Below are 23,116 nucleotides of genomic sequence, written 5' to 3' on the forward strand. Positions count from 1 at the left end.
GGAAGCCTTCCTCAACCCCGGCCAGCCCGCCCGCACCCCGTTCGTCACCCAGCAACTCGAAGGCGCCACCGGCCCCATCGTCGCCGTGTCCGACTACATGAAGGCCGTCCCCGACCAGATCCGCCAATTCGTCCCCAACGAATTCGCCACCCTCGGCGCCGACGGCTTCGGCTTCTCCGACACCCGCGCCGCAGCCCGCCGCTACTTCAAGAACGACACCCACTCCATCGTGGTGAAAGTACTGCAGCTGCTCGCGGCGAGGGGAGAGGTGGAGGCCGGCGCACCGCAATACGCGCTGGACCGCTACAAACTCCTGGACGTCACGGCCGGCACCACGGGCGGTGCCGGCGGGGATGCCTGACCTCGGCACCATCCGGCAGCCGGGTCAATTCCATGGGGAGCCTGACCTGGCTGCCTCTGTTTGATTAGGGTTCAGTTATGGGCAACACGGGGGCGGACAACGCGCAGGAACGCCAGGCGACGGGCATCGTCCTGGCCGCCGGTGCAGGCACCCGGCTGGGCTTGGGACCCAAGGCGTTGCTCCCCTACCGCGGCCGGCCCCTTGTGGAAGCCATCGCGGCCAGGATGCTCGACGGCGGCTGCCGGGAAGTTGTGGTTGTCCTGGGAGCGGGTGCACCGGACGTGGCAGCCACGGCCGGACTGGACCGCTACCGGGTCATCGTCAACCAGGACTGGCGCACGGGAATGGGCGGTTCGTTCCTGCTCGGCCACCAGGCCGCGGATCCCGGAGACCACCTGCTGGTCGCCCTGGTGGACCAGCCGGGGCTGACCCCGGCAACGGTTCAACGGCTGCTGGCCCGGCACCGCCCCCGACGGATCACCGCCGCCGCGTACCGCCGCCCGGACAGCCTCGGCGAAGGCTCGAACGCCGAACTCCGGAGGGGTCACCCGTTGCTCATCGACGCCTCGCTGCGGGACGCGGTGTGCGCAACGGTGAGCGGTGACGCCGGGGCACGCCGCTTCCTGCAGGCACATCCAGAGCTCGTGGATGAGGTGGATTGCAGCGATCAGTCAACCGGTGAGGACGTGGATACACCCGATCAGTTGGGCCTTCTCAGCTAGCAGGCGAAACGTGGTCAGGCGCGGGAACGCAGGAACCGCTCGATGGCTTCCTCTCCGGGAGACGTTCCATGGCGAAAGAAGTCGGCACTGCCCGGCCTTAATCCCCCAGGCCAGTGTGGTGATTCCCAGTCCTGGTGTTCGCTCTTGTAGTGCCTGCCGGTGGGTGAGATCCAGCCCGGCGGTTCATTTTTGGTGGCCGGGGTGGGTTTCCAGCCCGTGGTGTGCCGGAGCCTGTGATGTTTCGGGCAGGGCTGTCCCAGGTTCGAGATCCCCGTTGTCCCACCGTTGTGCCAGGCGAGGATGTGGTCCGCTTCGTTGTCCAGGGAGTTGTTGCTGCAACCGGGGAACGGGCATTTGCCGTCCCGCATCCGCAACCAGGCCCGCATCGCTTTCGTGAGCCGGTAGCTGGTCCTGCCGATCTCCAGCGGCGCTCCGTCCCGCGGGTCCACCAGGACCCGGTGGAAGGACCCGGCGCCGTCCGCGACGAGCCGCCGTGCCATCGACGCCGGGATCGGCCCGTACCCGTCCAGGACCGCCGGCTCATCGGTCCGGCCCATCAACGAGAACACGGGAACAGTGACCAGCACCTGCGCCCTGATCGGCCAGGACGGGACATCGGCTCCTTCACCGGTCCCGGCGGCAGTTCCGCGGGCGTCCATGCTGGTCGGAGTTCCGCTGCCAAGAACCGCGTCGGCAAAGATGTCCGCCCGGAGCTGGGCCATGCTCCGCGGTTCATCCGGCCCCTGCGAGCCGCGGGCGGCAGCGGTGAGCCGGTTCCACCCGGCCAACGCCTGGTCCGCGGGCAGACACGCGCTGAGCCAGGCCATCCCATCCTGGTCCGGCCGCAACTCCACCCGCCGGTCCGCCACAGACCTGGCATGACGCTTCTCGATCGACTCGGCATGATGCCGTTCCCGCCACATACGGGCCTTGACCCTGAACCGGTGGGCAGGCATCTCCCCCACCGGACACCCCCTGGCCGGGTCCAACACGTCAGGGTCCAGGAAATGCGCTTCCAACGCCGCCGCCCCCGCAGGATCAAGACTGGCCGTCTCGTCGGCCATCACCACCGCGTGCTGCCAGGAGATCACCCCGGCCCGCAGGGCTGCCAGGGTCCGCGGCAAGCTCGTCGTCAGGGCATGGGCGGTGGCCAGGAACGACGACGCTGCCCGCGGGCCCAGAGCCAGCACGCACCCGATCTCCGCCGCGACCGCCATCTCCTGTGCCACCACCGGCGCATCCGGCCCCGCAACAGCCCAGGCAGTGTCCGAATACTTCACCGCGGCCTTCGCTTTCAGCCCCGCAATCCCGGCCTCCACCTCGCGGGCACCGGCCAGAACGTCCAGGCACCCATCCGCCAAGCCCGCCAACGGATCAGCCTCAGAGAACGGCAACGACCCCGCCCCATCCACCTCCGCATCAAGCACAGCGAGGGCAGCACGGATATCCCCGAACGCCTTCGCCACCGCCGCTATCCCCATAAGCCCATCATGACAAGGGGGTCCGACATTGGAGCCCTGCGAAGGGTTCAGGTCAGTCCTGCACCTTTCCCTCCAGCAACTGCTCGAGCCCGTGCTTGAAGCCCGACCGGCCGCCGTGGGCGGGATGCCGGATTTTGGGGACGACCAGGCCGCTGCGCTGCAGGCTGTGCTGCGCCACGTTGCCCACCGCCACGATGGAGCTGACCGCGAAAAGCTCCGCGAGGTCCTGCCAGAAAGGTGTCCCCAGCTTCGTCTCAGAGGGCCTGGGCGTGCGGTTGGACAACGGCTTCCCTGGCTGATGGGGATGCCAGGGAAAGGCGCTCCACAGCAGGGGTAGGAAACAACCCACCTCCTCCAGGACCTGCCACATCACGGTGGCCGTTGGCTCTGCGGCAACTCCCAGAGCTTCCGACGGCAGCACGTAGCCCTTCCCGGGGCCAAAAAGCCCGAAACTGTTGGCCGGACCCTCAAGGATGGTCCGGTTGGTGAAGGGCACCCCGGTAATCCGCATGCCCCTGAACCCCGGAGCCTCCCCTACCAGCAGCACTTTGGGATGCCGATCCAGCATTTCCTGCAGGTAGATTTCCAGGTTTCGGCGGCGCAGCTCATTTGCCGGCAGGGAATGACTGAAAAAGTTGTTGCAGGCGGGCCCCGTCTCCACGGCCGCAAGCCGCTCCACAAAATCGCGGATGGAGGCAGTCACCGGCGCGCTCCGAGGCACAGTGCAGGCGGCGATCGGCTACCAGCGGGGGTGGATGGCCTCGCGGAAGTAGTGGTCGTAGATCCAGCGGACGCCGTCGTCGAAGTCCTTGCCGATGCTGACCGTGGCTGCGGCGGCATTGGCCCTGGCCTGCTCCACGTTGCGGGCACCGGGGATGACGGTGGTGACGCCATCCTGCGCGGCGATCCAGGCGATGGCAGCCTGGGCCGTGGTGGCACCCTCCGGCACCAGCTGCTCGAACTCGGCCACGGCCTTCAGGCCAAGTTCGTAGTCCACGCCGGAGAAGGTCTCGCCGACGTCGAAGGCCTCGCCCTTGCGGTTGTAGTTGCGGTGGTCGTTCTCCGCGAAGGTGGTCTCTTTCGAGTACTTCCCGGACAGCAGCCCGGAGGCAAGCGGCACGCGGGCGATGATGCCCACGCCGGCAGCCTTGGCAGCGGGAAGGACTTCATCCAGCGGTTTGAGCCGGAAGGCGTTCAGGATGATCTGGACCGAAGCGGTCCCCTCGTGGCGGATGGCTTCGAGGGCCTCGTCCGTCCGTTCCACGCTGACGCCATAGTTGCGGATGGCGCCTTCGGCTACGAGGGTGTCCAGGGCGTCGTACACCTCGTTGTTGCTGTACACCGGGGTGGGCGGGCAGTGCAGCTGGACCAGGTCCAGGGTGTCCGTGCCCAGGTTCTTCCGCGAGCGGTCCACCCACTGGCGGAAGTTGGCCAGGTTGTAGTTTTCCGGCTGCTGTTCCATTCGGCGGCCCATCTTGGTGGCCACCGTGACGTCCAGGCCCTTATTCTCGGCCAGGAACTTTCCAATGGCCTGCTCGCTCTTGCCGTCGCCGTAGACATCGGCGGTGTCAAAGAGGGTCACGCCGGCCTCCACCGAGGCTGCGAGGATGGCCTGCGCCTGTGCCGGGTCGACGTTGCCCCAGTCCGCCCCAAGCTGCCAGGTACCCAGCCCCACAATGGAGACGTTCCGTCCGGTCTTGCCTAAAATCCGCTGTTCCATCCCCCGACTATATGCAACGATGCAAGCCGGGGTCAGATCCGCCCCGCTGCCGACGCCTCTGGGACTGGATGTGACCCCGCTGCGCCCGGGGACGGAACCTGCTCCAGCTTGGGGACCAGCCCTGCCTCCTTCAACCCCAGGTAGATCCGGTCCCGGGCGATCGGCAGGGACGCGAAGCGCACCCCGGTGGCGTTGCGGATGGCGTTGGCGAGCGCCGGCGCCACCGGGTTGAACGGGCTTTCGCTCATCGATTTGGCCCCCAGCGGCCCCATCTTGTCATTGGTGTCTGCGAAGTAGACCTCGCTGCGCGGAACGTCGGCAAAAGTAGGAATGTGGTACTGCCGGAGGATGTCAGTGGTGACCTTCCCGGCGTCGTCCACCACCACTTCCTCATACAGCGTGGCACCAAGGGCCTGCGCGATCCCGCCTTCGATCTGGCCGCGGCACTGGCGCGGGTTGACCACCACGCCGGCGTCGGCTGCCTGCACGCTTTGCAGGATTTTCAGCTCACCCGTGCACCGGTTTACCGCCACCCGGAAGCCGTGAACGTTGAACGCGACGGAGCGCGGAGTCCCGCCCCAGCGCCCTTCGGCGGCGAGTTCGACGCCGGCTTCCGCGGCAGCCTGCGCCAGTTCAGAAAGTGCCACGGGAGTCCCGTCGACCACCAGGGAGTCCCCGTCGAGGACGCAGGCGGAGGCCTGGGTCTGCCGGATGCCGGCGGCGAAGGCCCTGATCCGGACTGCCAGCTCCTCGGCTGCGGCCAGGGTGGCCTTGCCGGCCACCACGGTGCCGGCTGAGCCGAACGCGCCGGTGTCGTGCTCCACCAGGTCCGTGTCCGACTGCCGCACCGCCACCCTTGCCGCCTGCGTGGAGAGGGCGGTGGCGGCGAGCTGGGCGTGCACGGTGGTAGTGCCGTTGCCGAACTCGGCGGTCCCGACGTCGGCCTGGTACGTCCCGTCCGGCAGGAGCCGGAGGCGGGAATGCGCAAAGTGGCCGCGCGGCGGCACGGTGTCGATCATGGACAGGGCAGCACCTTCGCCGACCATCCAGTCCGGCCCCAGGTCTTCAAGGCCAGCCTGCCGGTAGCGTTCGCGGCCGCGGTCCAGGGCATCCCGGACCAGACCCAGGCACTGGTCCAGCCCGTAGCTGCCGTAGTGGACGTCCTCTTCCGGGTCCGGCTGCGTGGACAGCATATGGTCCCCCTCGCGGACCATGTTCAACCGGCGGAACTCCAGTGGATCCATGCCGATCCCGGCGGCCAGCTCATCCATGGCGGACTCGATGGCGAAGATCATCTGGCTCAGCCCGTACCCGCGGAAAGCACCGGCCGGCACCGTATTGGTGTACACCGAATGCGCGTCCACCTTCTTGTTGGCGCAGTTGTATACCGCCAGCGATTCGCCGCACCCGTGGAACATGACGCCGGGGCCGTGGTTGCCGTACGCGCCGGTATTGGTCACCACGTCCAGCTCCAGGGCCGTCAGCTTCCCGTCGTTGCTGGCTCCCGCCTTCAGCTTGATGGTGAACGGGTGCCGGGTGGTGGTGGCCGTGAACTGTTCGGAGCGGGTCAGTTCCAGCTGGACTGGCCGCTTCAGTTTCAGGGCCGCGAGCGCCACGAGGTCCTCGGTGAGGACTTCCTGCTTGCCGCCGAATCCGCCGCCGACCCGCCCGGCCACCACATGCACTTTGTCCTCCTCCAGGCCGAAGACCCGACAGAGGGTGCGGCGGACCAGGAACGGGACCTGGCTGGAAGTGCGCACCTGCAACCGTCCCTCCGCGTCCACCGACGCGATGGCCGCATGGGTTTCCAGTGCCACGTGCTGCACCCGGTGGGTTTGGTAGGTCTGTTGATGGATGAAGTCGGCGGAGGCGAAGCCGTCGGCCACGCTCCCCAGTTCGGAGTGCAGTTCCGCCACCACGTTGCGGTCGGGCCGGGCAATCCGGGAGCGTGCAGCATCCTTGCCTCCGTGGACCAGCGGCGCTCCGGGCAGGAGTGCGTCCTGCGGCGTAAAGACCGCGGGGAGTTCCTCATAGTCCACCTGCAGGGCACGGACGCCTGCTTCAGCCGCACCCACTGACTCAGCCACGACGGCGGCCACGCGCTGCCCGACGAACCGGACCACGTCATCCAGCACCCGGGTATCGTCCGGGTCGTCCGTGAACAGCTCGTGCTGGGCCGTGGAGAACAGCTGCTCCGGGGCATCTTCGGCGGTGAAGACGGCCACCACGCCGGGAACCTGCAGGGCCGCAGCCTTGTCGATGGACAGCACCCGGGCATGCGCGTGCGGTGAGCGCAGGAACTTGAGGTGGAGCAGCCCCTGCAGCTGGTCCGCCGGAACGTCCAGGGTGTAACGGGCCGCGCCCGTGACCACTGCCCGGCTGGCCGGTGCCGGCACGTCGTCTCCCAGCCGGCCCGGTTCCGGATCCGGCTGCCCCTCCCCGGCAATACCCGAGCCCAGCCCTTGGGGATCCGGGTGCCCGGCGTCCCCGCACACAGCATCTGCGATGGCGCGGTAGCCGGTGCACCGGCAGAGGTTGCCCTTGAGGTTCCGTGGCAGGTTTTCCTTCTGTTCGTCGCCGAAGGTGGCGGCCGTCATCACCATCCCGGCCGTGCAGAAGCCGCACTGGAACCCCTGCCGCTCCAGGAACTGCTGCTGCACGGGGTGCAGGTCGCCGTCGGCCGCAGCAAGCCCCTCGATGGTGGTGACCGCATGGCCCTCGGCCCGGACCGCCGGGTAGATGCAGCTGTGGACCGGAGTACCGTCCACGTGCACCGTGCAGGCGCCGCAGTCGCCGCCGTCGCAGCCCTTTTTCACCCCCAGGTTTCCCTGTTCGCGCAGGAAGGTCCGAAGGCACTGCCCGGGACGGGGTGCGGAATCGGCGGAAATGCCGTTGATCTCGATGGCCATGCTCAGGCGCCTTTCGGAAGAGTGGTGGGCCCGGACCCCGGCATCCCGCCGGTCCGTGGCGGCCAGAAGTCTCCGGACACAGCCAGTCCCGGCGTTCCATGCGGCGCTGCCAGTTCGGCCCGGATTTCCTCGGCCAGCCGGTACGTCATGTCGCGGCGCCAGGCCGGAAGCCCGTGGATATCGTCGTGGTACAGGTCCGCGGGAATCGCCTCATCCAGCCCGGACGCCAGCAGGTCCGCGTCCGGCTGCGCCTCGAAGCGCAGCTGCACGGGCCGCTTGGTGGCGGCGGTGACCGTCAGCACCAGGGAGGTGCCGCCGTCGAGCCTTCCAATGAGCAGCACCCCGGACCTGCCCAGGTTGCTCAGCGACAGCCGGCGGAAGGCAACGCGGGCGGAAAGGGCCGACGCCGGGAGGTGGACGCTGCGGAGAAGTTCGCCCGGTGCCAGGCAGTTTGCCGCGTCGCCGGTGATGAAGTCCGCCACCGGGAGGGTGCGGCTGCCGCCGCCGGGAACCAGGATGGTGGCCGTGCCATCCAGCCCGGCGCAAAGCGAGATGACGGGCCCGGCAGGCAGGGAGGTGCACAGGTTGCCGCCCACTGTGGACATGTTCCATACCTTGAAGGAGGCCACGAAGGAGTCGCAGCACGGCCGGACCAGGTCCAGCGCCGGCCAGCGGCGGTTCGCGGCATCCGGCAGGCCGGGAAGGGTGTACAGCTCTGCGATGGTGCAGGTGGCGGCGAGCTCGATGCCGTCGTCGGTGACGGTGATGGGCGTCCAGCCGGCTGCGCCGAGGTCCAGGAGCCGTTTGAGCGGCTGCGGCCCGAAGGCGTAGCTGCCGTAGGAGAAAAGGACGGTGCCGCCCGCCAGCCAGGCGTCGCCGTCGCGCCATTGTGCGGGGTCGGTGGTGCGGACCACCGCCTCGATGGTGTTCATGTCCATGCGATCTCCTGCTTGTCTACGTCTGTGGGCGCCGGGGCGGGCGCGGGGTCGAGCTGGATGGGGTGCGGGTGGATGGTGCCGGACGTCTCGCGCAGCGGCAGGCAGCTGGCCGCGCGGCTGCGGGCGGCAATGATTTCCGCGGTGACGGACACCGCCACTTCGGCGGGGGTGACGGCACCCAGGTCCAGTCCAATGGGCGAGTGCAGCTGGGCAATCCGCTCCGGCGGGACTCCTGCGCTGAGGAGCTCGTCCACCCGCTGGAGGTGGCTGCGGCGGGAACCCATGGCGCCCACGTAGGCGAGGTCCAGGGCCAGCGCGGTTTCCAGCAGCGGGATATCGAACTTCGGATCGTGGGTCAGGACGGCGGCCACAGTGCGGTGGTCCGTCCGGCCCGCGGCCGCTTCGGCCGCCAGGTACCGGTGCGGCCAGTCCGCCACCACCTGGTCGGCGGCGGCAAAACGGGGCTGGCCGGCAAAGGCTGGGCGGGCGTCCACCAGGGTCACGTGGTAGCCGAGCAGCTTGGCGGCCGGGACCAGGGCAGCGCCAAAGTCGTTGGCGCCGAACACCAGCATCCGCGGCGGGGCCAGCCGGGACTCGACCAGGATGGCGGGCCCGCCGGAAGGCTGGCCGTGGCCTGTTCGATCGGGAGGACAATCCCCCGGCCGTGGAATGCTGACCACCCCGGTGCCGCCGCTGCACACAATGGACTCCACCTGCAGCAGGGCCTCCCCGTGCAGCACCTGTTCCCCGTGCAACAGGGCCATCAGCTCCGGAGAGGCGGCCAGACGGAAGGTGGCGGGGTCGGACAGTACGACGGCGCCGCCTCCTGCGAGGCCCAGCAGCCGTACCAGCGCCACGGGTTGGTCCGGGCCGAGGTCGGCGAGTTGCAGCAGGGCGGTCCGCAGCGGATGCGCTGCCCCGCCGGACGGGGCCAAAGCCACCGGCTGGATGTGGATGTCCAGTCCTCCCCCGCAGGTGAGGCCGGCGGCGAAGGCGTCGGCGGCACTGAACCCGAAGTTCTCAAGCCGCGTGCCGCCGTCGTCCATGGCTTCCTGGGCGAGTGCCACCACGGCGCCTTCCACGCAGCCGCCGGAGAGGCCGCCCAGCACCTCGCCGGATTCGGCGACCAGCATGGAGGTTCCCACCGGGCGGGGCACGGAGCCGGAGGCGGCCACGATAGTGGCCACCGCAAACCGCTGGCGGGCAAGGGCCGGGGCCCAGCCACTCAGCGAAGGGATCAGGTCAAGCATGGCGGCACTCCTTCTTCCGCGCGGCGGTGGTGTCCATTGTCTGTCCTGCAAGGGGCCGGGCCAAGCGTTGGCCCGGCCCCCGGGGTGGTTGGGGCAAGCTCAGCCGCCGAGCAGGTGGTTGATCGGTCCGCGGGCGAAATACACAAGGAAGCCGAGGCTCACCACCCACATCAGCGGATGGATCTTCTTCGCCTTGCCGGAGGCAGCCCCGATAACGGCCCAGCTCACGAATCCGACGCCGATGCCGTTGGCGATCGAGTAGCTCAACGGCATGGTGACGATGGTGAGGAAGGCCGGCAGGGCCACGGTGAACTTGGTGAACTTGATCTCGCGGATTTGCGCCATCATCATGGCGCCCACCACCACCAGCGCGGCGGCGGCGACCTCGAGCGGCACCACGCTGGTGAGCGGGGTGAGGAACATCGAACCGAGGAACAGCACGCCGGTGACCACCGAGGCCAGGCCGGTCCGCGCGCCCTCGCCAATCCCGGCAGCGGAGTCGATGTACACCGTGTTGGAGGAACCGGAGGTGGCCCCGCCCGCCACGGCCCCGAAGCCTTCCACGATGAAGGCTGCTTTCAGCCGCGGGAAGGTCCCGTCCTTGTGCGCGACACCGGCGCTCCGGGCCAGCCCGGTCATGGTGCCCATGGCGTCGAAGAAGCTGGTGAATACCAGGGTGAACACCAGCATGGTAGCGGCCAGGCCGCCGATCCGGGCGAACGAGCCGAACAGGTCGAACTGTCCCACCAGGCCAAGGTCCGGCGCCGAGACCAGCTGGCCGGAGAGGACCGGCGTATTCAGGTGCCAGCCGCCGGGGTTGGTGGCGCCGGCCGGGCCGAGCTTCAGGAAGGCTTCCACGACGGCGGCCAGCACGGTGGTGCCGACGATGCCGATGAGCAGGCCGCCCTGGACCTTGCGCGCCACCAGGATCCCCATGGCCAGGAGTCCGACGACGAACACGAGCGTGGGCACCGAGGTGATGGAACCGCCGTCGCCCAGCTGGACAGGCGGGCCGCCTGCCGTGGGCCGGACGAAGCCGGAGTCCACGAAGCCGATGAAGGCGATGAACAGGCCGATACCCACGGTGATGGCGGCCTTCAGTTCCTTGGGTACCGCCCGGAAGATGGCGGTCCGTGCTCCGGTGACGCCGAAGAGGACGATCAGGATGCCGTTGATCACCACCAGGCCCATGGCCTCGGCCCAGGTGACTTCCTGGATCACGGAGACGGCCAGGAAGGAGTTGATACCCAGACCCGCGGCAAGCCCGAACGGCAGGTTGGCGATGAGGCCGAAGAGGATGGTCATGACGCCGGCGGTGAGGCCCGTGACGGCGCCCACTTGGGCGGCGGAGAGCCAGCCACCGGCGACGTCGGTGGGGGCATTGTCCGCGCTGAACCCGCCGAGGATAAGGGGGTTAAGGATGACGATATACGCCATGGTGAAGAAGGTGACCAGGCCGCCGCGGAATTCGCGGGCAAGGGTTGAGCCGCGCCGGGTGACCTGGAAGAAGCGGTCAAGGAAGGATCCCGACGCCGGCGGGTGGGGGTGTGGTCCCGGCGCTGAAGTGCGTGGGGACCGCCGGGAGGTGCTGGTGGTTGGAGCCGGATGCTCCTCGTGGGAATGGTCCAGGATGGTCATCCCAGCCGCCTAGTAGTCGATCCTGGATTCGAGCGTGTTCCAGGTGTTGAACGGCTCCAGCGGGGCCGGGGCCTGGGGATCGCCCAGCTCCAGCTTGGATACCGGCATCAGGGAGTCCCTGTCCTGGTTTTCGAAGTATTCGTAGAAGACGGCGTCGTCGAAGCCGACGGAGGCGGCGTCGTGGCGGTCCGCGGCGTAGACCACACGGCCTACCCGCGCCCAGAGGGCGGAAGCCAGGCACATGGGGCATGGCTCGCAGCTGGTGTAGAGGGTGGCGCCGCTGAGGTCGAAGGTGCCCAGTTCGCGGCAGGCGCTTCGGATGGCGGTGACTTCTGCGTGGGCGGTGGGATCGTTGTCCGCGGTGACGCGGTTGACGCCGTCGAACGTTTGCCCGTCCGCCGTGACGATCATGGCGCCGAACGGGCCTCCACTGTTCAGGACGTTGGCCGTTGCCAGCCGGATGGAGCGGGCCAAAAATTGTTCGGCCGTGACGGTGGTACTCATGATGCGACTTCCTTTTGCCGGGAAGCCTGATGCCGTGCAGGACCAGTAGAACCAGGTGCGAACGGTTACCAGGCTTCAGCATGTGCTGTGAAGGTTAAGTTGCGCCTGGTAGATAGCTTCCCGGGTTCGGGCGCCCGCCTTTGGCAGAATCGAGATTAGCACCGCTTTGTGGGCCACGCCATAGTTTTCTGGAAATTTGATTTCGCTATGTGAAATCGATGTTTCCACCTCTTCACGGGGAATATGGCCGGGCAGTCATAAAGATTCGCATTGACGCAGGTGGGTACGTTTTCCTAGTCTGATTCCACCCGCCGCTGCAGGCCGCGGGCACCTGGATCAGCAGACAGGGCTTCACTGAGCTGGATTGAACACCATCAGCGCTCAGAGAAGGACACCATGGCCCAATCCATCGCACCCGCCCGTCTGTGGATCAAAAACCCGCAGGCCGCCTTCACCGCCAACCACCTTGATGCTTCAGGCGGCCTCGTGATCAGCGGCGGCCTCATCACCGAAGTCCTGGCAGCGGGGCAGCAGCCGTCCGCGCCCTGCACGGAGACGTTCGACGCCGGCAGCCACGTGCTGTTGCCAGGCCTGATCAACACCCACCACCACTTCTACCAAACCCTCACCCGCGCCTGGGGTCCGGTGGCCAATGCCCCGCTGTTCCCCTGGCTGCAGAACCTTTATCCGGTGTGGGCCCGGCTCACGCCAAGGGACCTGGAACTGGCTGCCACGGTGGCCCTCGCCGAACTGCTGCTCTCGGGCTGCACCACCGCCGCCGACCACCACTACCTGTTCCCCGCGGGTCTTGAGGACGCCATTGACATTGAAGTGGAGGCAGTGCGCCGGTTGGGCATGCGGGCCACGCTCACCCGGGGTTCCATGACCTTGGGAACGGACGACGGCGGCCTGCCGCCGCAGTCCACCGTGCAGGCTCCGGAAGTGGTGCTCGCGGACAGCGAGCGCCTGGTCGGTCAGTACCACGAGCGCGGCGATGACGCGGTGATCCAAATCGCACTGGCCCCGTGCTCGCCATTCTCGGTGACCAAGGAGATCATGGCCGAGAGCGCAGCGCTGGCAGGGCGGCTGGACGTCCGGCTGCACACCCACCTTGCCGAGACCCTCGACGAGGAGGACTTCTGCCGGGAGATGTTCGGGCTGCGGACGGTGGACTACCTGGACAGCGTGGGCTGGCTGACGGACCGCACCTGGCTGGGCCACGGCATCCATTTCAGCGATGCCGAGATCGCCAGGCTGGGAGCCGCGGGCACCGCCGTCGCGCATTGCCCCACCTCCAACATGCGGCTGGCGTCAGGCACCGCCCGAGTGCTGGAGCTGGAAGATGCCGGGGTCCCTGTGGGGCTGGGAGTGGACGGCTCGGCGTCCAACGATGCCTCCAACATGATCCTGGAGGCGAGGCAGGCCCTCTACCTCCAGCGGCTGCGTTACGGAGCCCACGTGCCGGTGGAGCGTGCACTGGGCTGGGCGACCCGCGGTTCAGCAGCCGTCCTGGGACGGCCGGGGCTGGGCCAGCTCGCACCCGGGATGCAGTCGGACCTGGCACTGTTCAGGCTCGATGACCTGCGCTTCTCCGGCAGCCACGATCCCATCGCGGCGCTGCTGCTCTGCGCCGCGGACCGGGCAGACCGGGTGATGGTGGCCGGACAGTGGAGGGTGGTGGACGGCCGGATTCCGGGACTGGACGTGGCAGGGCTGATCGCGGAACATTCCGCCGCAGCCCGGCGCCTGGTCAACGGCTGACGGTTTCCGGGCCAACTGCTAGCGTGGCGCCATGACTCCGTCAAAGACGCCGCCCGAGGTTCTCGATGTCGATGGAATTGAAGTCCGGATCTCCAGCCCGGACAAGGTGGTGTTTCCCGGGCCGGGGCTGACCAAGCTCGACCTCGTGCGGTACTACCTTGCCGTGGCGGACGGTGCGCTGCGGGGCGCGGGAGGGCGGCCAATGGTGCTCAAGCGTTTTCCCAAGGGGATCGACGCGGAACCGTTCTTCCAGAAACGCGTACCGGAAAACCACCCGCCCTTCATCGACACCACCACGCTGCATTACGCGTCCGGAACCTCGGCCGAGGAAGCAGTGATCCGCGATGCGGCCGGCCTGGCGTGGGTCATAAACCTCGGCTGCCTGGACCTGAACCCGCACCCGGTCCGGGCGGAGGACCTGGAACATCCGGACGAACTCCGGGTGGACCTGGACCCCATGCCGGGCGTGGACTGGTCGCAGATCGTGGACGTGGCCTACGTGGCCCAGGAGGTCCTGGACGACGTGGGCCTGGTGGGGTGGCCGAAGACCAGCGGTTCACGGGGGCTTCACATCCTGGTGCGCATTGCCCCGGAGTGGTCCTACCGCGATGTCCGGCTCGCTGCCGAGACCCTGGCCAGGGAGGTCGAACACCGTGCTCCCGGCCTGGCCACGGCTCGGTGGTGGAAGGAAGAGCGCGGCGAGAGCGTGTTCGTGGACTTCAACCAGAATGCCAAGGACCGCACGGTGGCCTCTGCCTATTCCGTCAGGCCGCTGCCGGACGCCAGGGTCTCAACACCGCTCACCTGGGAAGAGGTGCGCACTGCCCGGCCCGGGCAGTTCACGGTGCCCACCGTTATGGAGCGGTTCGCGGAAATTGGCGACCCGCATGCGGGCATTGACGGCGCGATGGGCAGGCTGGACGGCCTCCTGGCCCTTGCCGAAAAACTCGGGCCGGCGGAGAAAGCCCCGCGCAGCGGCAACGGGTCCGGACGCCGTCAATCGCTGATGCCGCTCATCGAAGTGGCCCGGACCAGGACCAAGCCCGAAGCACTCGCGGCGCTCGATGAATGGAAGTCCCGGCACGCCGGCGTCGTGCCCGCCCTTCAACCCGCCGATGTCCTCGTGGACGGGATGCGCGGATCCAGCTCGCTCTGGTACCGGGTGCGGGTGAACCTGCAGCACGTACCCGAGGCTGAGCGCCCTCCCCAGGAGGAGCTCATCGCGGACTACGACCCCTGGGCCGGCAAGCAGTGGCCGGGAACGCCCGGCTCCTGATGGCCGGTGACTTGGGGTCAGCGCCGGTCGAAAACCGGAAGGGCGCGGAGCCAGCGTGAAAATCCTCCGGGCCGCCGCTCGTGGTCGGCCGGAATGTAGAAGTCCGGGTCACTGGCTCCGAAGGGCAGGTACAACTCCTGTCCCGGCGCCGGAAATTCCACTGCCTGGTTCTGTTCCTGGGGGTTCATCTGCTCCTCCTCTTCCACATAGCTTTTCCGTATCTCGGAAATTAGTTATTGCTATATGAAAAGTGTAAGGAGCTGCTCCACGTGCGTCAATGGCCGCGTTTGGCCGAATGCCCGACGCCGCAGTCACAAAATGAATTTTGATCCTGTGATGTACACCACCGGCTTGCAGAGGTACGCTGTTAGGCAACTCGTGGCGCAGGTCACGTAACCTGGGAGCAGCAGGCAGGGTCGTAATGAGCTGGCATCAATGGATGCCGGCTCTTTTTTGTTGGGTCGGCGCCACCGGAAACGCGCTCGAAACGCGCGCTTAATTTCAGTGATGGAACCTTGGTTCCACTTACCGGAGATTGGGAACAGACCATGAGCAGCAAGATCATCCTCGGCGACAACCAGTACGGCAAGGCAGAAGTGCGCGTCGTCAAAATCACCCGCGACACCGACCGCCACGAGATTGAGGACCTGAACGTCACCTCGCAGCTGCGGGGCGACTTTGCCGCGGCCCACCTGGAGGGCGACAACGCCCACGTGGTGGCCACGGACACCCAGAAGAACACCGTCTACGCCTTCGCCCGTGAGGGCATCGGCTCACCGGAAGCATTCCTGCTGCGCCTCGGCGAGCACTTCACCTCCAGCTTCGACTGGGTCACCGGCGGCCGCTGGGAAGCGGAGTCCTACAGCTGGGACCGGATCCAGGCCCACGGCTCCGGGCACGACCACTCCTTCGTGCGCAACGGCCAGGAAGTCAGGACCGCAGTCCTGGTCCGCGACGGCGCCACCACGCACCTGATCTCCGGGCTCAAGGACCTGACCGTCCTGAAGTCCACCCAGTCCGGCTTCGTCGGCTACCCGAAGGACCGATACACCACCCTGCCCGAGACCACGGACCGCATCCTGGCCACCGATGTCTCGGCCCGCTGGCGCTTCAAGACCGGCACCGACTTCAGCACCCTGGACTTCAACAAGAGCTACGACGACGTCAAGGGACTCCTGCTTGAAGGCTTCACGGAGAAGTACTCCCACGCCCTGCAGCAGACCCTGTTCGACATGGGCACCAAGGTGCTCGAAGCCCACAGCGAGATCGACGAGATCAAGTTCTCGATGCCCAACAAGCACCACTTCCTGGTGGACCTCTCGCCGTTCGGCCTCGACAACCCCAACGAGGTCTTCTACGCCGCCGACCGCCCCTACGGCCTGATCGAGGCCACCGTCCAGCGCGAGGACGCTGCCGCAGCCCCGGCCGCCTGGTCCGGCATCGCCGGCTTCTGCTAGTCACAACCCCAGGGTTTTCGACGGGCTCAACCACCAACCTGGTGGCTGGGCCCGTCGAGGCCACCCCACAGCTTCACCTTGTTAGCCAGACACCAGTTAGCCAGACGATGACGTCTGCCATGAACCAAGAAAGTCTGCCATGAACACCAAGAAGAAACTGGCCCCTGCAGCCGCCGAAAAAGGTGCACGGCCTTCCCGCCCCGAGGACCAGCGCCTCCCCATCGGAAGCATGTTTGCCTACGGCTTCCAGCACGTCCTCACCATGTACGGAGGCATTATTGCCCCTCCCCTGATCATCGGCGCAGCCGCGGGAATGAACTCCCAGGACATCGGACTGCTCATTGCGGCCTGCCTTTTCGTTGGTGGACTCGCCACCATCCTGCAGACCGTGGGCGTCCCCTTCTTCGGCTCGCAGCTGCCGCTGGTCCAGGGCGTCTCCTTCGCCGGGGTCTCCACCATGGTGGCCATCGTCCATGGCGGCGGGGGAATCCAGGCTGTCTTCGGTTCAGTCATCGCAGCCTCCCTGATCGGCCTGCTGATCACGCCACTGTTCTCCAAGATCATCAGGTTCTTTCCGCCCGTCGTTACGGGCACGGTGATCACCACCATCGGCCTCACACTGATGCCGGTCGCCGCCAACTGGGCCATGGGCGGCAACAACAAGGCCCCCAACTACGGCAGCGTCGCCAACATCGGCCTGGCAGCAGCCACCATGGGCATCGTCCTGCTCCTGAGCAAGGTCGGCAGCGCCGCCATCTCAAGGCTTTCAATCCTGCTGGCCATGGTCCTGGGCACACTGATCGCTGTCGTCTTCGGCATGGCCGACTTCTCCAAGGTGGGCCAGGGCGAGATCGTCGCCTTCCCCACCCCCTTCGCCTTCGGAGCGCCCACGTTTGAATTGGCCGCCATCATCTCCATGCTGATCGTCATCCTCGTCACCCTTACCGAGACCTCCGCGGACATCATCGCGGTGGGCGAGATCGTGGGCACCAAGGTGGACTCCAAGCGGATCGGCAACGGCCTGCGGGCGGACATGCTCTCCAGCGCCGTCTCCCCGCTCTTCAACTCCTTCACCCAGAGCGCCTTCGCGCAGAACGTCGGCCTGGTGGCCATCACTGGCGTCAAGAGCCGGTTCGTGGTCAGCGCCGGCGGCGTAATCCTGGTGGTCCTCGGCCTGCTGCCCGTCCTGGGCCGGGTAGTCGCAGCGGTACCCACACCTGTCCTGGGCGGCGCCGGCGTCGTACTCTTCGGCACGGTGGCAGCCAGCGGCATCCGGACCCTGTCCAAGGTGGACTACAAGAACAACATGAACCTGATCGTGGTGGCAGCGTCCATCGGTTTCGGCATGATCCCCATCGCAGCCCCCGCCTTCTACGACAAGTTCCCGTCCTGGTTCGGCACCATCTTCCACTCCGGCATCAGCTCCGCCGCCGTGATGGCCATCCTGCTGAACCTGCTGTTCAACCACCTTCGGGCCGGAAACTCAGACAACCAGTCGGTGTTCGTGGCCGGCACGGAGCGGCTGGTGCGGGCCGAGGACCTCCGCTGCCTGGCCGAAGGCGACCGTTTCGAGAATGGCAGGCTCATCGACTGCGACGGCAAGGAAGTCCCCGTCCAGGAATCAGGGACAGTCCAGCCAGCCGAAAAGGCGCCGGAGCACTGATCTTCCACCGAAACCATAACGGCGGCCCGCTCCGACAAGGAGGGGCCGCCGTCGCGCGTGGTTGGCGCAGCCCGTACAGGGCTGGTGCGTCAGGTGCGGTTGAGCTCGCGGGAGATGGCCTCGGCCGCTTCGCGGAGCACGGGCACGGCCTTGTCGGCGAAGTCCCCGTCCACCCGGGACACCGGACCGGATACCGAAATCGCGCTGGGCGTAGGGGCATTGGGCACTGCCATGGCGAAACAGCGGACGCCCAGTTCCTGCTCTTCCTCATCAATGGAGTAGCCCCGCTCGCGGATGAGCTTGAGGTCGGCCAGGAGTTCGTCCACGTCGCCGATGCTCTTGGCGGTGGGGGTGGGCATCCCCGCCCTGGCGACGATGCCGCGGACCGCGTCGTCGTCGAGCTGGGCCAGGATGGCCTTGCCCACGCCGGTGGCATGGGTGTGGGCGCGCCGGCCCACCTCGGTGAACATGCGCATGGAATGCAGGGACGGCACCTGGGCCACGTAGATCACCATGTCCGAATCAAGCACGGCCATGTTGGAGGTCTCCCCGAGCCGGTCCACCAGGATCTTCAGCTGCGGCTGGGCCAGCGCGCCGAGCTGCTTGTTGGCACCCTCGCCCAGCCTGATGAGCCGGGGACCCAGGGCGTAGCGCCGGTTGGGCAACTGGCGGATGTAGCCGAGCGATACCAGGGTGCGGAGCAGGCGGTGGATGGTGGGCAACGGCAGGTCAGTGGAGGACGAGAGCTCGCTGAGCGTGACGTCGCCGCCGGCATCGGTGATGAGCTCCAGCAGTTCGAAAACGCGCTCTACCGACTGCACCCCACCAGAGGCTTTTTCTGCCATTCCGTTGTCTCCTACGGCTCGGAATCCGACAACTCTTATCCGCATCGTGAAAAGAGTTGCTTAGAACACCCAAGATACAGCACGGGGGTTTCCGCGGCGACGTTGGTCTTCGGTCGCAATCGGAGGGGTTGTCTTTCCATAAAGTAGATAATAATATCCATAATACGAAAACATTCGGATTCGAAGCAGCAGCCGGTCAAGGCTTAACAGGAGGACATTCAATGGCGAACCCCAGCCCCGGAAATTCGATTACTTTGCGCGTGGAAGCACCGTCCAGCTTCAGTGCCACCAGCGAGCTCGCCGCAGCCGTGGGAGCGGCCGGTGCCGCCATCACCGCACTGGACGTCAGCGAATCCCACCACGAGACGCTGGTTGTGGACGTCACCTGCAACACCACCGACGACGAACACGCCGCCCGCGTCAAGGACGCCCTCAACGCGCTCGACGGCGTCACGGTCCAGCACGTCTCGGACCGCACCTTCCTCATGCACCTGGGCGGCAAGCTGGAGGTGGTCCCCAAGGTAGCCCTGCGCAACCGCGACGATCTCTCCCGCGCCTACACTCCCGGCGTCGCCCGCGTCTGCCTGGCCATCGCCGAGGACCCCGCGGCAGCCCGCAACCTGACCGTAAAGCGCAACACCATCGCTGTCCTCACCGACGGTTCCGCTGTCCTGGGCCTGGGCAACATCGGCCCGGCAGCGGCGCTGCCGGTCATGGAGGGCAAAGCGGCCCTGTTCAAGCAGTTCGCCAACGTTGACGCCTGGCCCGTGTGCCTGGATACCCAGGACACCGAGGAGATCATCATGATCGCCAAGGCCATGGCCCCCGTCTACGGCGGCATCAACCTCGAGGACATCGCCGCCCCGCGCTGCTTCGAGATCGAGAACCGGCTCCGCGAGGAACTGGATATCCCGGTGTTCCACGACGACCAGCACGGCACCGCGATCGTCACCCTGGCAGCCCTGGTCAACGCATTGCGCGTGGTGGACAAGAAGCTGGACGAGGTAAAGATCGTGGTGTCGGGCGTGGGCGCTGCCGGCTCCGCGATCATCCAGCTCCTGAAGGCCCAGGGGGCGCAGCACATCATCGCCGCCGGCCGCTCCGGGGCCATCCACGCAGGAGAGACCTACGGGGACGAGCACCGCAGCTGGATCGCCGCGAACACCAATGAGGAAGGCTTCGCGGGCACGCTGCACGAGGCCCTCGCCGGCGCCGACGTGTTCATCGGCGTCAGCGCCCCGCACGTGATCGGCGAGGAGCAGGTGGCCTCGATGGCAGAGAACGCCATTGTGTTCGCCATGGCCAACCCGACGCCGGAAATCGATCCGGTCATCGCCTCCCGGCACGCCGCCGTGGTGGCCACCGGCCGCAGCGACTTCCCCAACCAGATCAACAACGTGCTGGCTTTCCCGGGATTCTTCCGCGGCCTGCTCGACGCCGGAGCCTCGGACATCACCCCGGAGATGCTGGTGGCCGCCGCGGAGGCGATCGCCAACCGCGTGGCTGACGATGAGCTCAATGCCAGCTACATTATCCCCAGCGTCTTCGATCCCCACGTGGCTGCCGACGTTGCCGCAGCCGTGGCAGCGGCCGCCCACGCCGCCAACGTGGCAACCGCGGCCGCAGCCAAGGAACTCGAAGCCGCCCTGGCCAGCGCCTGATTCACCGCCTGACTTCAGTACAAGGAAAGGACCAGAAATGGCCATCACTGTCACAGACCCCCGGCCCATCGAGCGCGCGGAGGAAATCCTCACCCCCAAGGCCCTGGCCTTCATCGAGGAGCTCCACACCCGCTTCGCCGGCACCCGCAACGAGCTCCTGGCAGCGCGTGCCGTCAAGCGGCAGCGCGTGGCTGAGACCGGCAAGCTGGATTTCCTGCCGGAGACGCAGGACGTGCGCGACGGCGACTGGAAAGTCGCGCCGGCACCGGCGGCTTTGCAGGACCGCCGGGTGGAGATGACCGGGCCCGCCTCCCCGGCAAAGATGGCCATCAACGCACTGAACTCCGGCGCCAAAGTGTGGCTCGCGGACCTGGAGGATGCCAGCACCCCCACCTGGGGCAACGTCATCGACGCCATCCTGAACCTCCGGGACGCCGCCCAGGGCACCCTCAGCTACACCTCGGCGGAAGGCAAGGAGTACAGGCTCCGCACCGACGCGCCGCTCGCCGTCGTGGTGGCCCGCCCCCGAGGCTGGCACATGCAGGAGAAGCACCTGCTGCTCAACGGCGAACCCGCCGTGGGTGCACTGGTGGACTTCGGCCTGCACTTCTTCCACATCGCCAAGCAGCTGGTGCTCAACGGGCAGGGACCGTACTATTACCTGCCCAAGATGGAGAGCCACCTCGAGGCGCGGCTGTGGAACGACGTGTTCGTCTTTGCCCAGGACTACCTGGGCCTGCACCAGGGCACTATCCGCGCCACCGTGCTGATCGAGACCATCCCGGCCGCGTTCGAGATGGACGAGATCCTGTACGAACTGCGGGACCACGCCTCCGGCCTGAACGCCGGCCGCTGGGACTACCTGTTCAGCATCATCAAGTACTTCCGCGACGCCGGCGAGGAGTTCGTCCTCCCGGACCGCGCCTCGGTGGCCATGACCGCCCCCTTCATGCGCGCCTACACCGAACTGCTGGTCAAGACCTGCCACAAGCGCGGCGCCTTCGCCATGGGCGGCATGGCGGCCGTGATCCCCAACCGGCGCCACCCCGAAGTGACCGAGGCGGCCTTCGAAAAGGTCCGCGCCGACAAGACCCGTGAGGCAAATGACGGCTTCGACGGCTCCTGGGTGGCACACCCGGATCTGGTCCCCACCTGCCGTGAGGTCTTTGACTCGGTGCTCGGCGACAAGCCGAACCAGCTGGACAAGCAGCGCCCCGAGGTCAACGTGACCGCGGAGCAGCTGCTGGACGTCACCTCCGCCGAGGGCCAAGTCACCGAAGCCGGGCTGCGCCTGAACCTGTACGTGGCCATTGCCTACACGGCCGTCTGGCTGTCCGGCAACGGTGCCGTGGCGATCCATAACCTGATGGAGGACGCCGCCACCGCGGAAATCTCCCGCTCGCAGGTCTGGCAGCAGATCCGTAACAAGTCGGTCCTCGCGGATACCGGCAACACCGTCACCCGCGAACTGGTGGAACGAATCCTGGGCGAGGAAACCGAGCGGCTCTGCACCGAGTTCGGCGACGAAGCCTTCCGCCGCTACTACCAGCCCGCCAGCGAACTGATCGCTGACATCTGCCTGTCCGAGGACTACACCGACTTCCTCACCACCCCGGCCTACGAACTGGTGGGTTAAGCCATGGCAGCATCACCCAAACCGTCCCTGACCGCCGCGGACCTGGCGAACATCGACGGGCAACTGGCCGGCACGGACCGCCTGCTGGAGCAGAACTACCCGGGCGACGACGGCTCACGCCAGCCCGTTCATACGGTGTACGTGCCCGCGGACCGGTTCACGCCGTCGTTCGCTGCCGACTGGGGCGCCGAGGCACTGGCAACGGTCAACGCCCACGGCGGGCTGGAAAAGCTCGGTGGCTTGCTGGGCCAGGACGCCGCGCTGGCGGAGGCTGTTGCCCCGCGGGTGGAAGCCAAGCTGGCCAGCGAACCGATCGAGGACCTGCGGCTCGATTTTGAGGACGGGTTCGGGGACAGGGGCGACGACGCCGAGGACGCAGCCGCGGTTGCTGCGGCTTCCGCTGTGGCCGCCGCAGTCGCGGCCGGGTCCGCTCCCCCGTTCATCGGGATCCGCTTCAAGTGCTTCGAGGCGGCCACGCGGTCCCGCGGGCTGCGGACGCTGGACCTGTTCGTTTCGGGCCTGGCCGCGGCGGGCGAGCTGCCGGAGGGCCTGGTCCTGACGCTGCCCAAGGTGACCACCGTGGCCCAGGTCAAGGCCATGGACTACGCCGTTTCCCGGCTTGAGGAAGTGCACTCGCTCCCGGCCGGCAGGCTCCGCTTCGAGGTGCAGGTGGAAACCCCGCAGCTGATCCTGGGGCCGGAAGGAACCTCGCCGGTGGCGCAGCTGCCGCACGCCGTCCCCGGCCGGATCAGCGGCCTGCACTACGGCACGTACGACTACTCTGCGTCACTGCAGATCTCGGCCGAATACCAGTCCATGGAGCACCCGGTGGCGGACTTCGCCAAGGAAGTCATGCAGCTGGCCGTGGCCGGTACGGGCATCCGGCTCTCCGACGGATCCACCAACATCATCCCCGTGGGCGACAACGTGGAAAACGCCTGGCAGCTGCACGGCCGGCTGGTCCGGCGGTCGCTGGAGCGCGGCTACTACCAGGGCTGGGACCTTCACCCGGCCCAGCTGCCCAGCCGCTTCGCCGCCACCTACGCCTTCTACCGGCAGGGCCTTCCCGCCGCCGCGGCCCGCTTGCGGAACTACGTGGAGCAGACCGAAGGCGGCGTCATGGATGAGCCCGCCACGGCCCGCGCCCTGGCAGCGTTCGTCCTGCGCGGCGTCCAGTGCGGCGCAGTGGGTGCCGAGGAAGTCCAGGCGCTGGCCGGCGTCGGGATTCCGCAACTGACCGGACTGGCCCACCCGCGGCTCGCCACCACTTCCAACTCCTAGCTAAGGATCGTTT

General features: G+C 67.3%; 19 protein-coding genes. 9 read left to right on the forward strand and 10 right to left on the reverse strand.

The window, feature by feature from the left end; all coding sequences use genetic code 11:
• Positions 1-361: transketolase-like TK C-terminal-containing protein (locus tag Q9R31_RS17420; RefSeq protein ID WP_397428269.1), on the forward strand; the 361-nt coding region annotated here is incomplete at its 5' end.
• A 77-nt stretch (positions 362-438) separates the two neighbouring features.
• Positions 439-1,083, forward strand: coding sequence for a nicotine blue oxidoreductase (gene nboR, locus Q9R31_RS17425; RefSeq protein WP_311263965.1), 645 nt, complete (start codon positions 439-441; stop codon positions 1,081-1,083).
• 14 nt (positions 1,084-1,097) lie between these two features.
• On the opposite strand, the gene Q9R31_RS17430 is transcribed toward nboR, so the two are convergent.
• The 8 genes from Q9R31_RS17430 to Q9R31_RS17465 all read right to left on the reverse strand — a co-directional run bounded on the left by Q9R31_RS17430 (position 1,098) and on the right by Q9R31_RS17465 (position 11,523).
• Entirely contained in the window at positions 1,098-2,564 is a 1,467-nt protein-coding gene (locus tag Q9R31_RS17430) for a DUF222 domain-containing protein (RefSeq protein WP_311263966.1), read from the reverse strand.
• A gap of 52 nt (positions 2,565-2,616) precedes the next feature.
• Positions 2,617-3,267, reverse strand: a complete 651-nt coding sequence (locus tag Q9R31_RS17435; protein WP_311263967.1) for a uracil-DNA glycosylase — start codon at positions 3,265-3,267, stop codon at positions 2,617-2,619.
• Between the two features lie 36 nt (positions 3,268-3,303).
• Positions 3,304-4,284 (reverse strand): aldo/keto reductase, encoded by a 981-nt coding sequence (locus tag Q9R31_RS17440; protein ID WP_311263968.1) that lies wholly within the window; start codon positions 4,282-4,284, stop codon positions 3,304-3,306.
• Between the two features lie 32 nt (positions 4,285-4,316).
• Positions 4,317-7,193: a molybdopterin cofactor-binding domain-containing protein gene (locus tag Q9R31_RS17445; protein ID WP_311263969.1), complete on the reverse strand. Its 2,877-nt coding sequence runs from the start codon at positions 7,191-7,193 to the stop codon at positions 4,317-4,319.
• Positions 7,194-7,195: 2 nt separating this feature from the next.
• Positions 7,196-8,131 (reverse strand): FAD binding domain-containing protein, encoded by a 936-nt coding sequence (locus tag Q9R31_RS17450; RefSeq protein ID WP_311263970.1) that lies wholly within the window; start codon positions 8,129-8,131, stop codon positions 7,196-7,198.
• Positions 8,122-9,381, reverse strand: a complete 1,260-nt coding sequence (locus Q9R31_RS17455) for an XdhC family protein (RefSeq protein WP_311263971.1) — start codon at positions 9,379-9,381, stop codon at positions 8,122-8,124. Before Q9R31_RS17455 ends, Q9R31_RS17450 begins: the two co-directional genes overlap by 10 nt.
• A 99-nt stretch (positions 9,382-9,480) precedes the next feature.
• Positions 9,481-11,019, reverse strand: a complete 1,539-nt coding sequence (locus Q9R31_RS17460) for an NCS2 family permease (RefSeq protein WP_311263972.1) — start codon at positions 11,017-11,019, stop codon at positions 9,481-9,483.
• Positions 11,020-11,028: 9 nt separating this feature from the next.
• On the reverse strand, positions 11,029-11,523 hold the full coding sequence (locus Q9R31_RS17465; RefSeq protein ID WP_311263973.1) for a nucleoside deaminase: 495 nt from the start codon (positions 11,521-11,523) through the stop codon (positions 11,029-11,031).
• Between the two features lie 396 nt (positions 11,524-11,919).
• On the opposite strand from Q9R31_RS17465, the gene Q9R31_RS17470 reads away from it, so the two are divergent.
• Both Q9R31_RS17470 and ligD read left to right on the forward strand, forming a co-directional pair.
• Positions 11,920-13,284 carry an 8-oxoguanine deaminase gene (locus Q9R31_RS17470; protein WP_311263974.1) on the forward strand — a complete coding sequence of 455 codons (1,365 nt, stop codon included), beginning with the start codon at positions 11,920-11,922 and terminating at the stop codon, positions 13,282-13,284.
• 31 nt (positions 13,285-13,315) lie between these two features.
• The gene (ligD, locus tag Q9R31_RS17475; protein WP_311263975.1) at positions 13,316-14,560 is read left to right on the forward strand and encodes a non-homologous end-joining DNA ligase; all 1,245 of its coding nucleotides are present in this window, start codon (positions 13,316-13,318) and stop codon (positions 14,558-14,560) included.
• Positions 14,561-14,577: 17 nt separating this feature from the next.
• Here ligD and Q9R31_RS17480 read toward each other — a convergent pair whose 3' ends face one another.
• A complete protein-coding gene (locus Q9R31_RS17480) occupies positions 14,578-14,748 on the reverse strand; it encodes a hypothetical protein (RefSeq protein WP_311263976.1) in 171 nt (56 codons plus the stop codon).
• Positions 14,749-15,108: 360 nt separating this feature from the next.
• On the opposite strand from Q9R31_RS17480, the gene pucL reads away from it, so the two are divergent.
• Positions 15,109-16,017, forward strand: a complete 909-nt coding sequence (gene pucL / locus Q9R31_RS17485) for a factor-independent urate hydroxylase (RefSeq protein WP_311263977.1) — start codon at positions 15,109-15,111, stop codon at positions 16,015-16,017.
• 139 nt (positions 16,018-16,156) lie between these two features.
• Entirely contained in the window at positions 16,157-17,680 is a 1,524-nt protein-coding gene (locus Q9R31_RS17490) for a nucleobase:cation symporter-2 family protein (protein WP_311263978.1), read from the forward strand.
• Positions 17,681-17,769: 89 nt separating this feature from the next.
• Here the strand turns inward: Q9R31_RS17490 and Q9R31_RS17495 are convergent, their stop codons facing one another.
• The gene (locus Q9R31_RS17495; protein ID WP_311263979.1) at positions 17,770-18,525 is read right to left on the reverse strand and encodes an IclR family transcriptional regulator; all 756 of its coding nucleotides are present in this window, start codon (positions 18,523-18,525) and stop codon (positions 17,770-17,772) included.
• A gap of 221 nt (positions 18,526-18,746) precedes the next feature.
• Between Q9R31_RS17495 and Q9R31_RS17500 the strand changes: the two genes are divergently transcribed.
• Genes Q9R31_RS17500 through Q9R31_RS17510 form a run of 3 tightly spaced genes read left to right on the forward strand, consistent with a single transcriptional unit; the run spans position 18,747 to position 23,103 of the window.
• A complete protein-coding gene (locus Q9R31_RS17500; protein WP_311263980.1) occupies positions 18,747-20,186 on the forward strand; it encodes an NAD-dependent malic enzyme in 1,440 nt (479 codons plus the stop codon).
• Between the two features lie 37 nt (positions 20,187-20,223).
• Positions 20,224-21,822 carry a malate synthase A gene (aceB, locus tag Q9R31_RS17505; protein WP_311263981.1) on the forward strand — a complete coding sequence of 533 codons (1,599 nt, stop codon included), beginning with the start codon at positions 20,224-20,226 and terminating at the stop codon, positions 21,820-21,822.
• Positions 21,823-21,825: 3 nt separating this feature from the next.
• On the forward strand, positions 21,826-23,103 hold the full coding sequence (locus Q9R31_RS17510) for a DUF6986 family protein (protein WP_311263982.1): 1,278 nt from the start codon (positions 21,826-21,828) through the stop codon (positions 23,101-23,103).
• The last annotated feature ends 13 nt before the right edge of the window (positions 23,104-23,116 follow it).

Source organism: Pseudarthrobacter sp. BRE9 (assembly GCF_031844305.1).
GTDB lineage: Bacteria > Actinomycetota > Actinomycetes > Actinomycetales > Micrococcaceae > Arthrobacter.

Coding starts and splice junctions, on each gene's coding strand:
- Q9R31_RS17460 (WP_311263972.1), bottom strand. CDS start 11,019: ATGACCATCCTGGACCATTCCCACGAGGAGCATCCGGCTCCAACCACC.
- aceB (WP_311263981.1), top strand. CDS start 20,224: ATGGCCATCACTGTCACAGACCCCCGGCCCATCGAGCGCGCGGAGGAA.
- Q9R31_RS17470 (WP_311263974.1), top strand. CDS start 11,920: ATGGCCCAATCCATCGCACCCGCCCGTCTGTGGATCAAAAACCCGCAG.
- ligD (WP_311263975.1), top strand. CDS start 13,316: ATGACTCCGTCAAAGACGCCGCCCGAGGTTCTCGATGTCGATGGAATT.
- Q9R31_RS17455 (WP_311263971.1), bottom strand. CDS start 9,381: ATGCTTGACCTGATCCCTTCGCTGAGTGGCTGGGCCCCGGCCCTTGCC.
- Q9R31_RS17495 (WP_311263979.1), bottom strand. CDS start 18,525: ATGGCAGAAAAAGCCTCTGGTGGGGTGCAGTCGGTAGAGCGCGTTTTC.
- Q9R31_RS17480 (WP_311263976.1), bottom strand. CDS start 14,748: ATGAACCCCCAGGAACAGAACCAGGCAGTGGAATTTCCGGCGCCGGGA.
- Q9R31_RS17450 (WP_311263970.1), bottom strand. CDS start 8,131: ATGGACATGAACACCATCGAGGCGGTGGTCCGCACCACCGACCCCGCA.
- Q9R31_RS17430 (WP_311263966.1), bottom strand. CDS start 2,564: ATGGGGATAGCGGCGGTGGCGAAGGCGTTCGGGGATATCCGTGCTGCC.
- Q9R31_RS17440 (WP_311263968.1), bottom strand. CDS start 4,284: ATGGAACAGCGGATTTTAGGCAAGACCGGACGGAACGTCTCCATTGTG.
- Q9R31_RS17510 (WP_311263982.1), top strand. CDS start 21,826: ATGGCAGCATCACCCAAACCGTCCCTGACCGCCGCGGACCTGGCGAAC.
- nboR (WP_311263965.1), top strand. CDS start 439: ATGGGCAACACGGGGGCGGACAACGCGCAGGAACGCCAGGCGACGGGC.
- pucL (WP_311263977.1), top strand. CDS start 15,109: ATGAGCAGCAAGATCATCCTCGGCGACAACCAGTACGGCAAGGCAGAA.
- Q9R31_RS17445 (WP_311263969.1), bottom strand. CDS start 7,193: ATGGCCATCGAGATCAACGGCATTTCCGCCGATTCCGCACCCCGTCCC.
- Q9R31_RS17465 (WP_311263973.1), bottom strand. CDS start 11,523: ATGAGTACCACCGTCACGGCCGAACAATTTTTGGCCCGCTCCATCCGG.
- Q9R31_RS17500 (WP_311263980.1), top strand. CDS start 18,747: ATGGCGAACCCCAGCCCCGGAAATTCGATTACTTTGCGCGTGGAAGCA.
- Q9R31_RS17490 (WP_311263978.1), top strand. CDS start 16,157: ATGAACACCAAGAAGAAACTGGCCCCTGCAGCCGCCGAAAAAGGTGCA.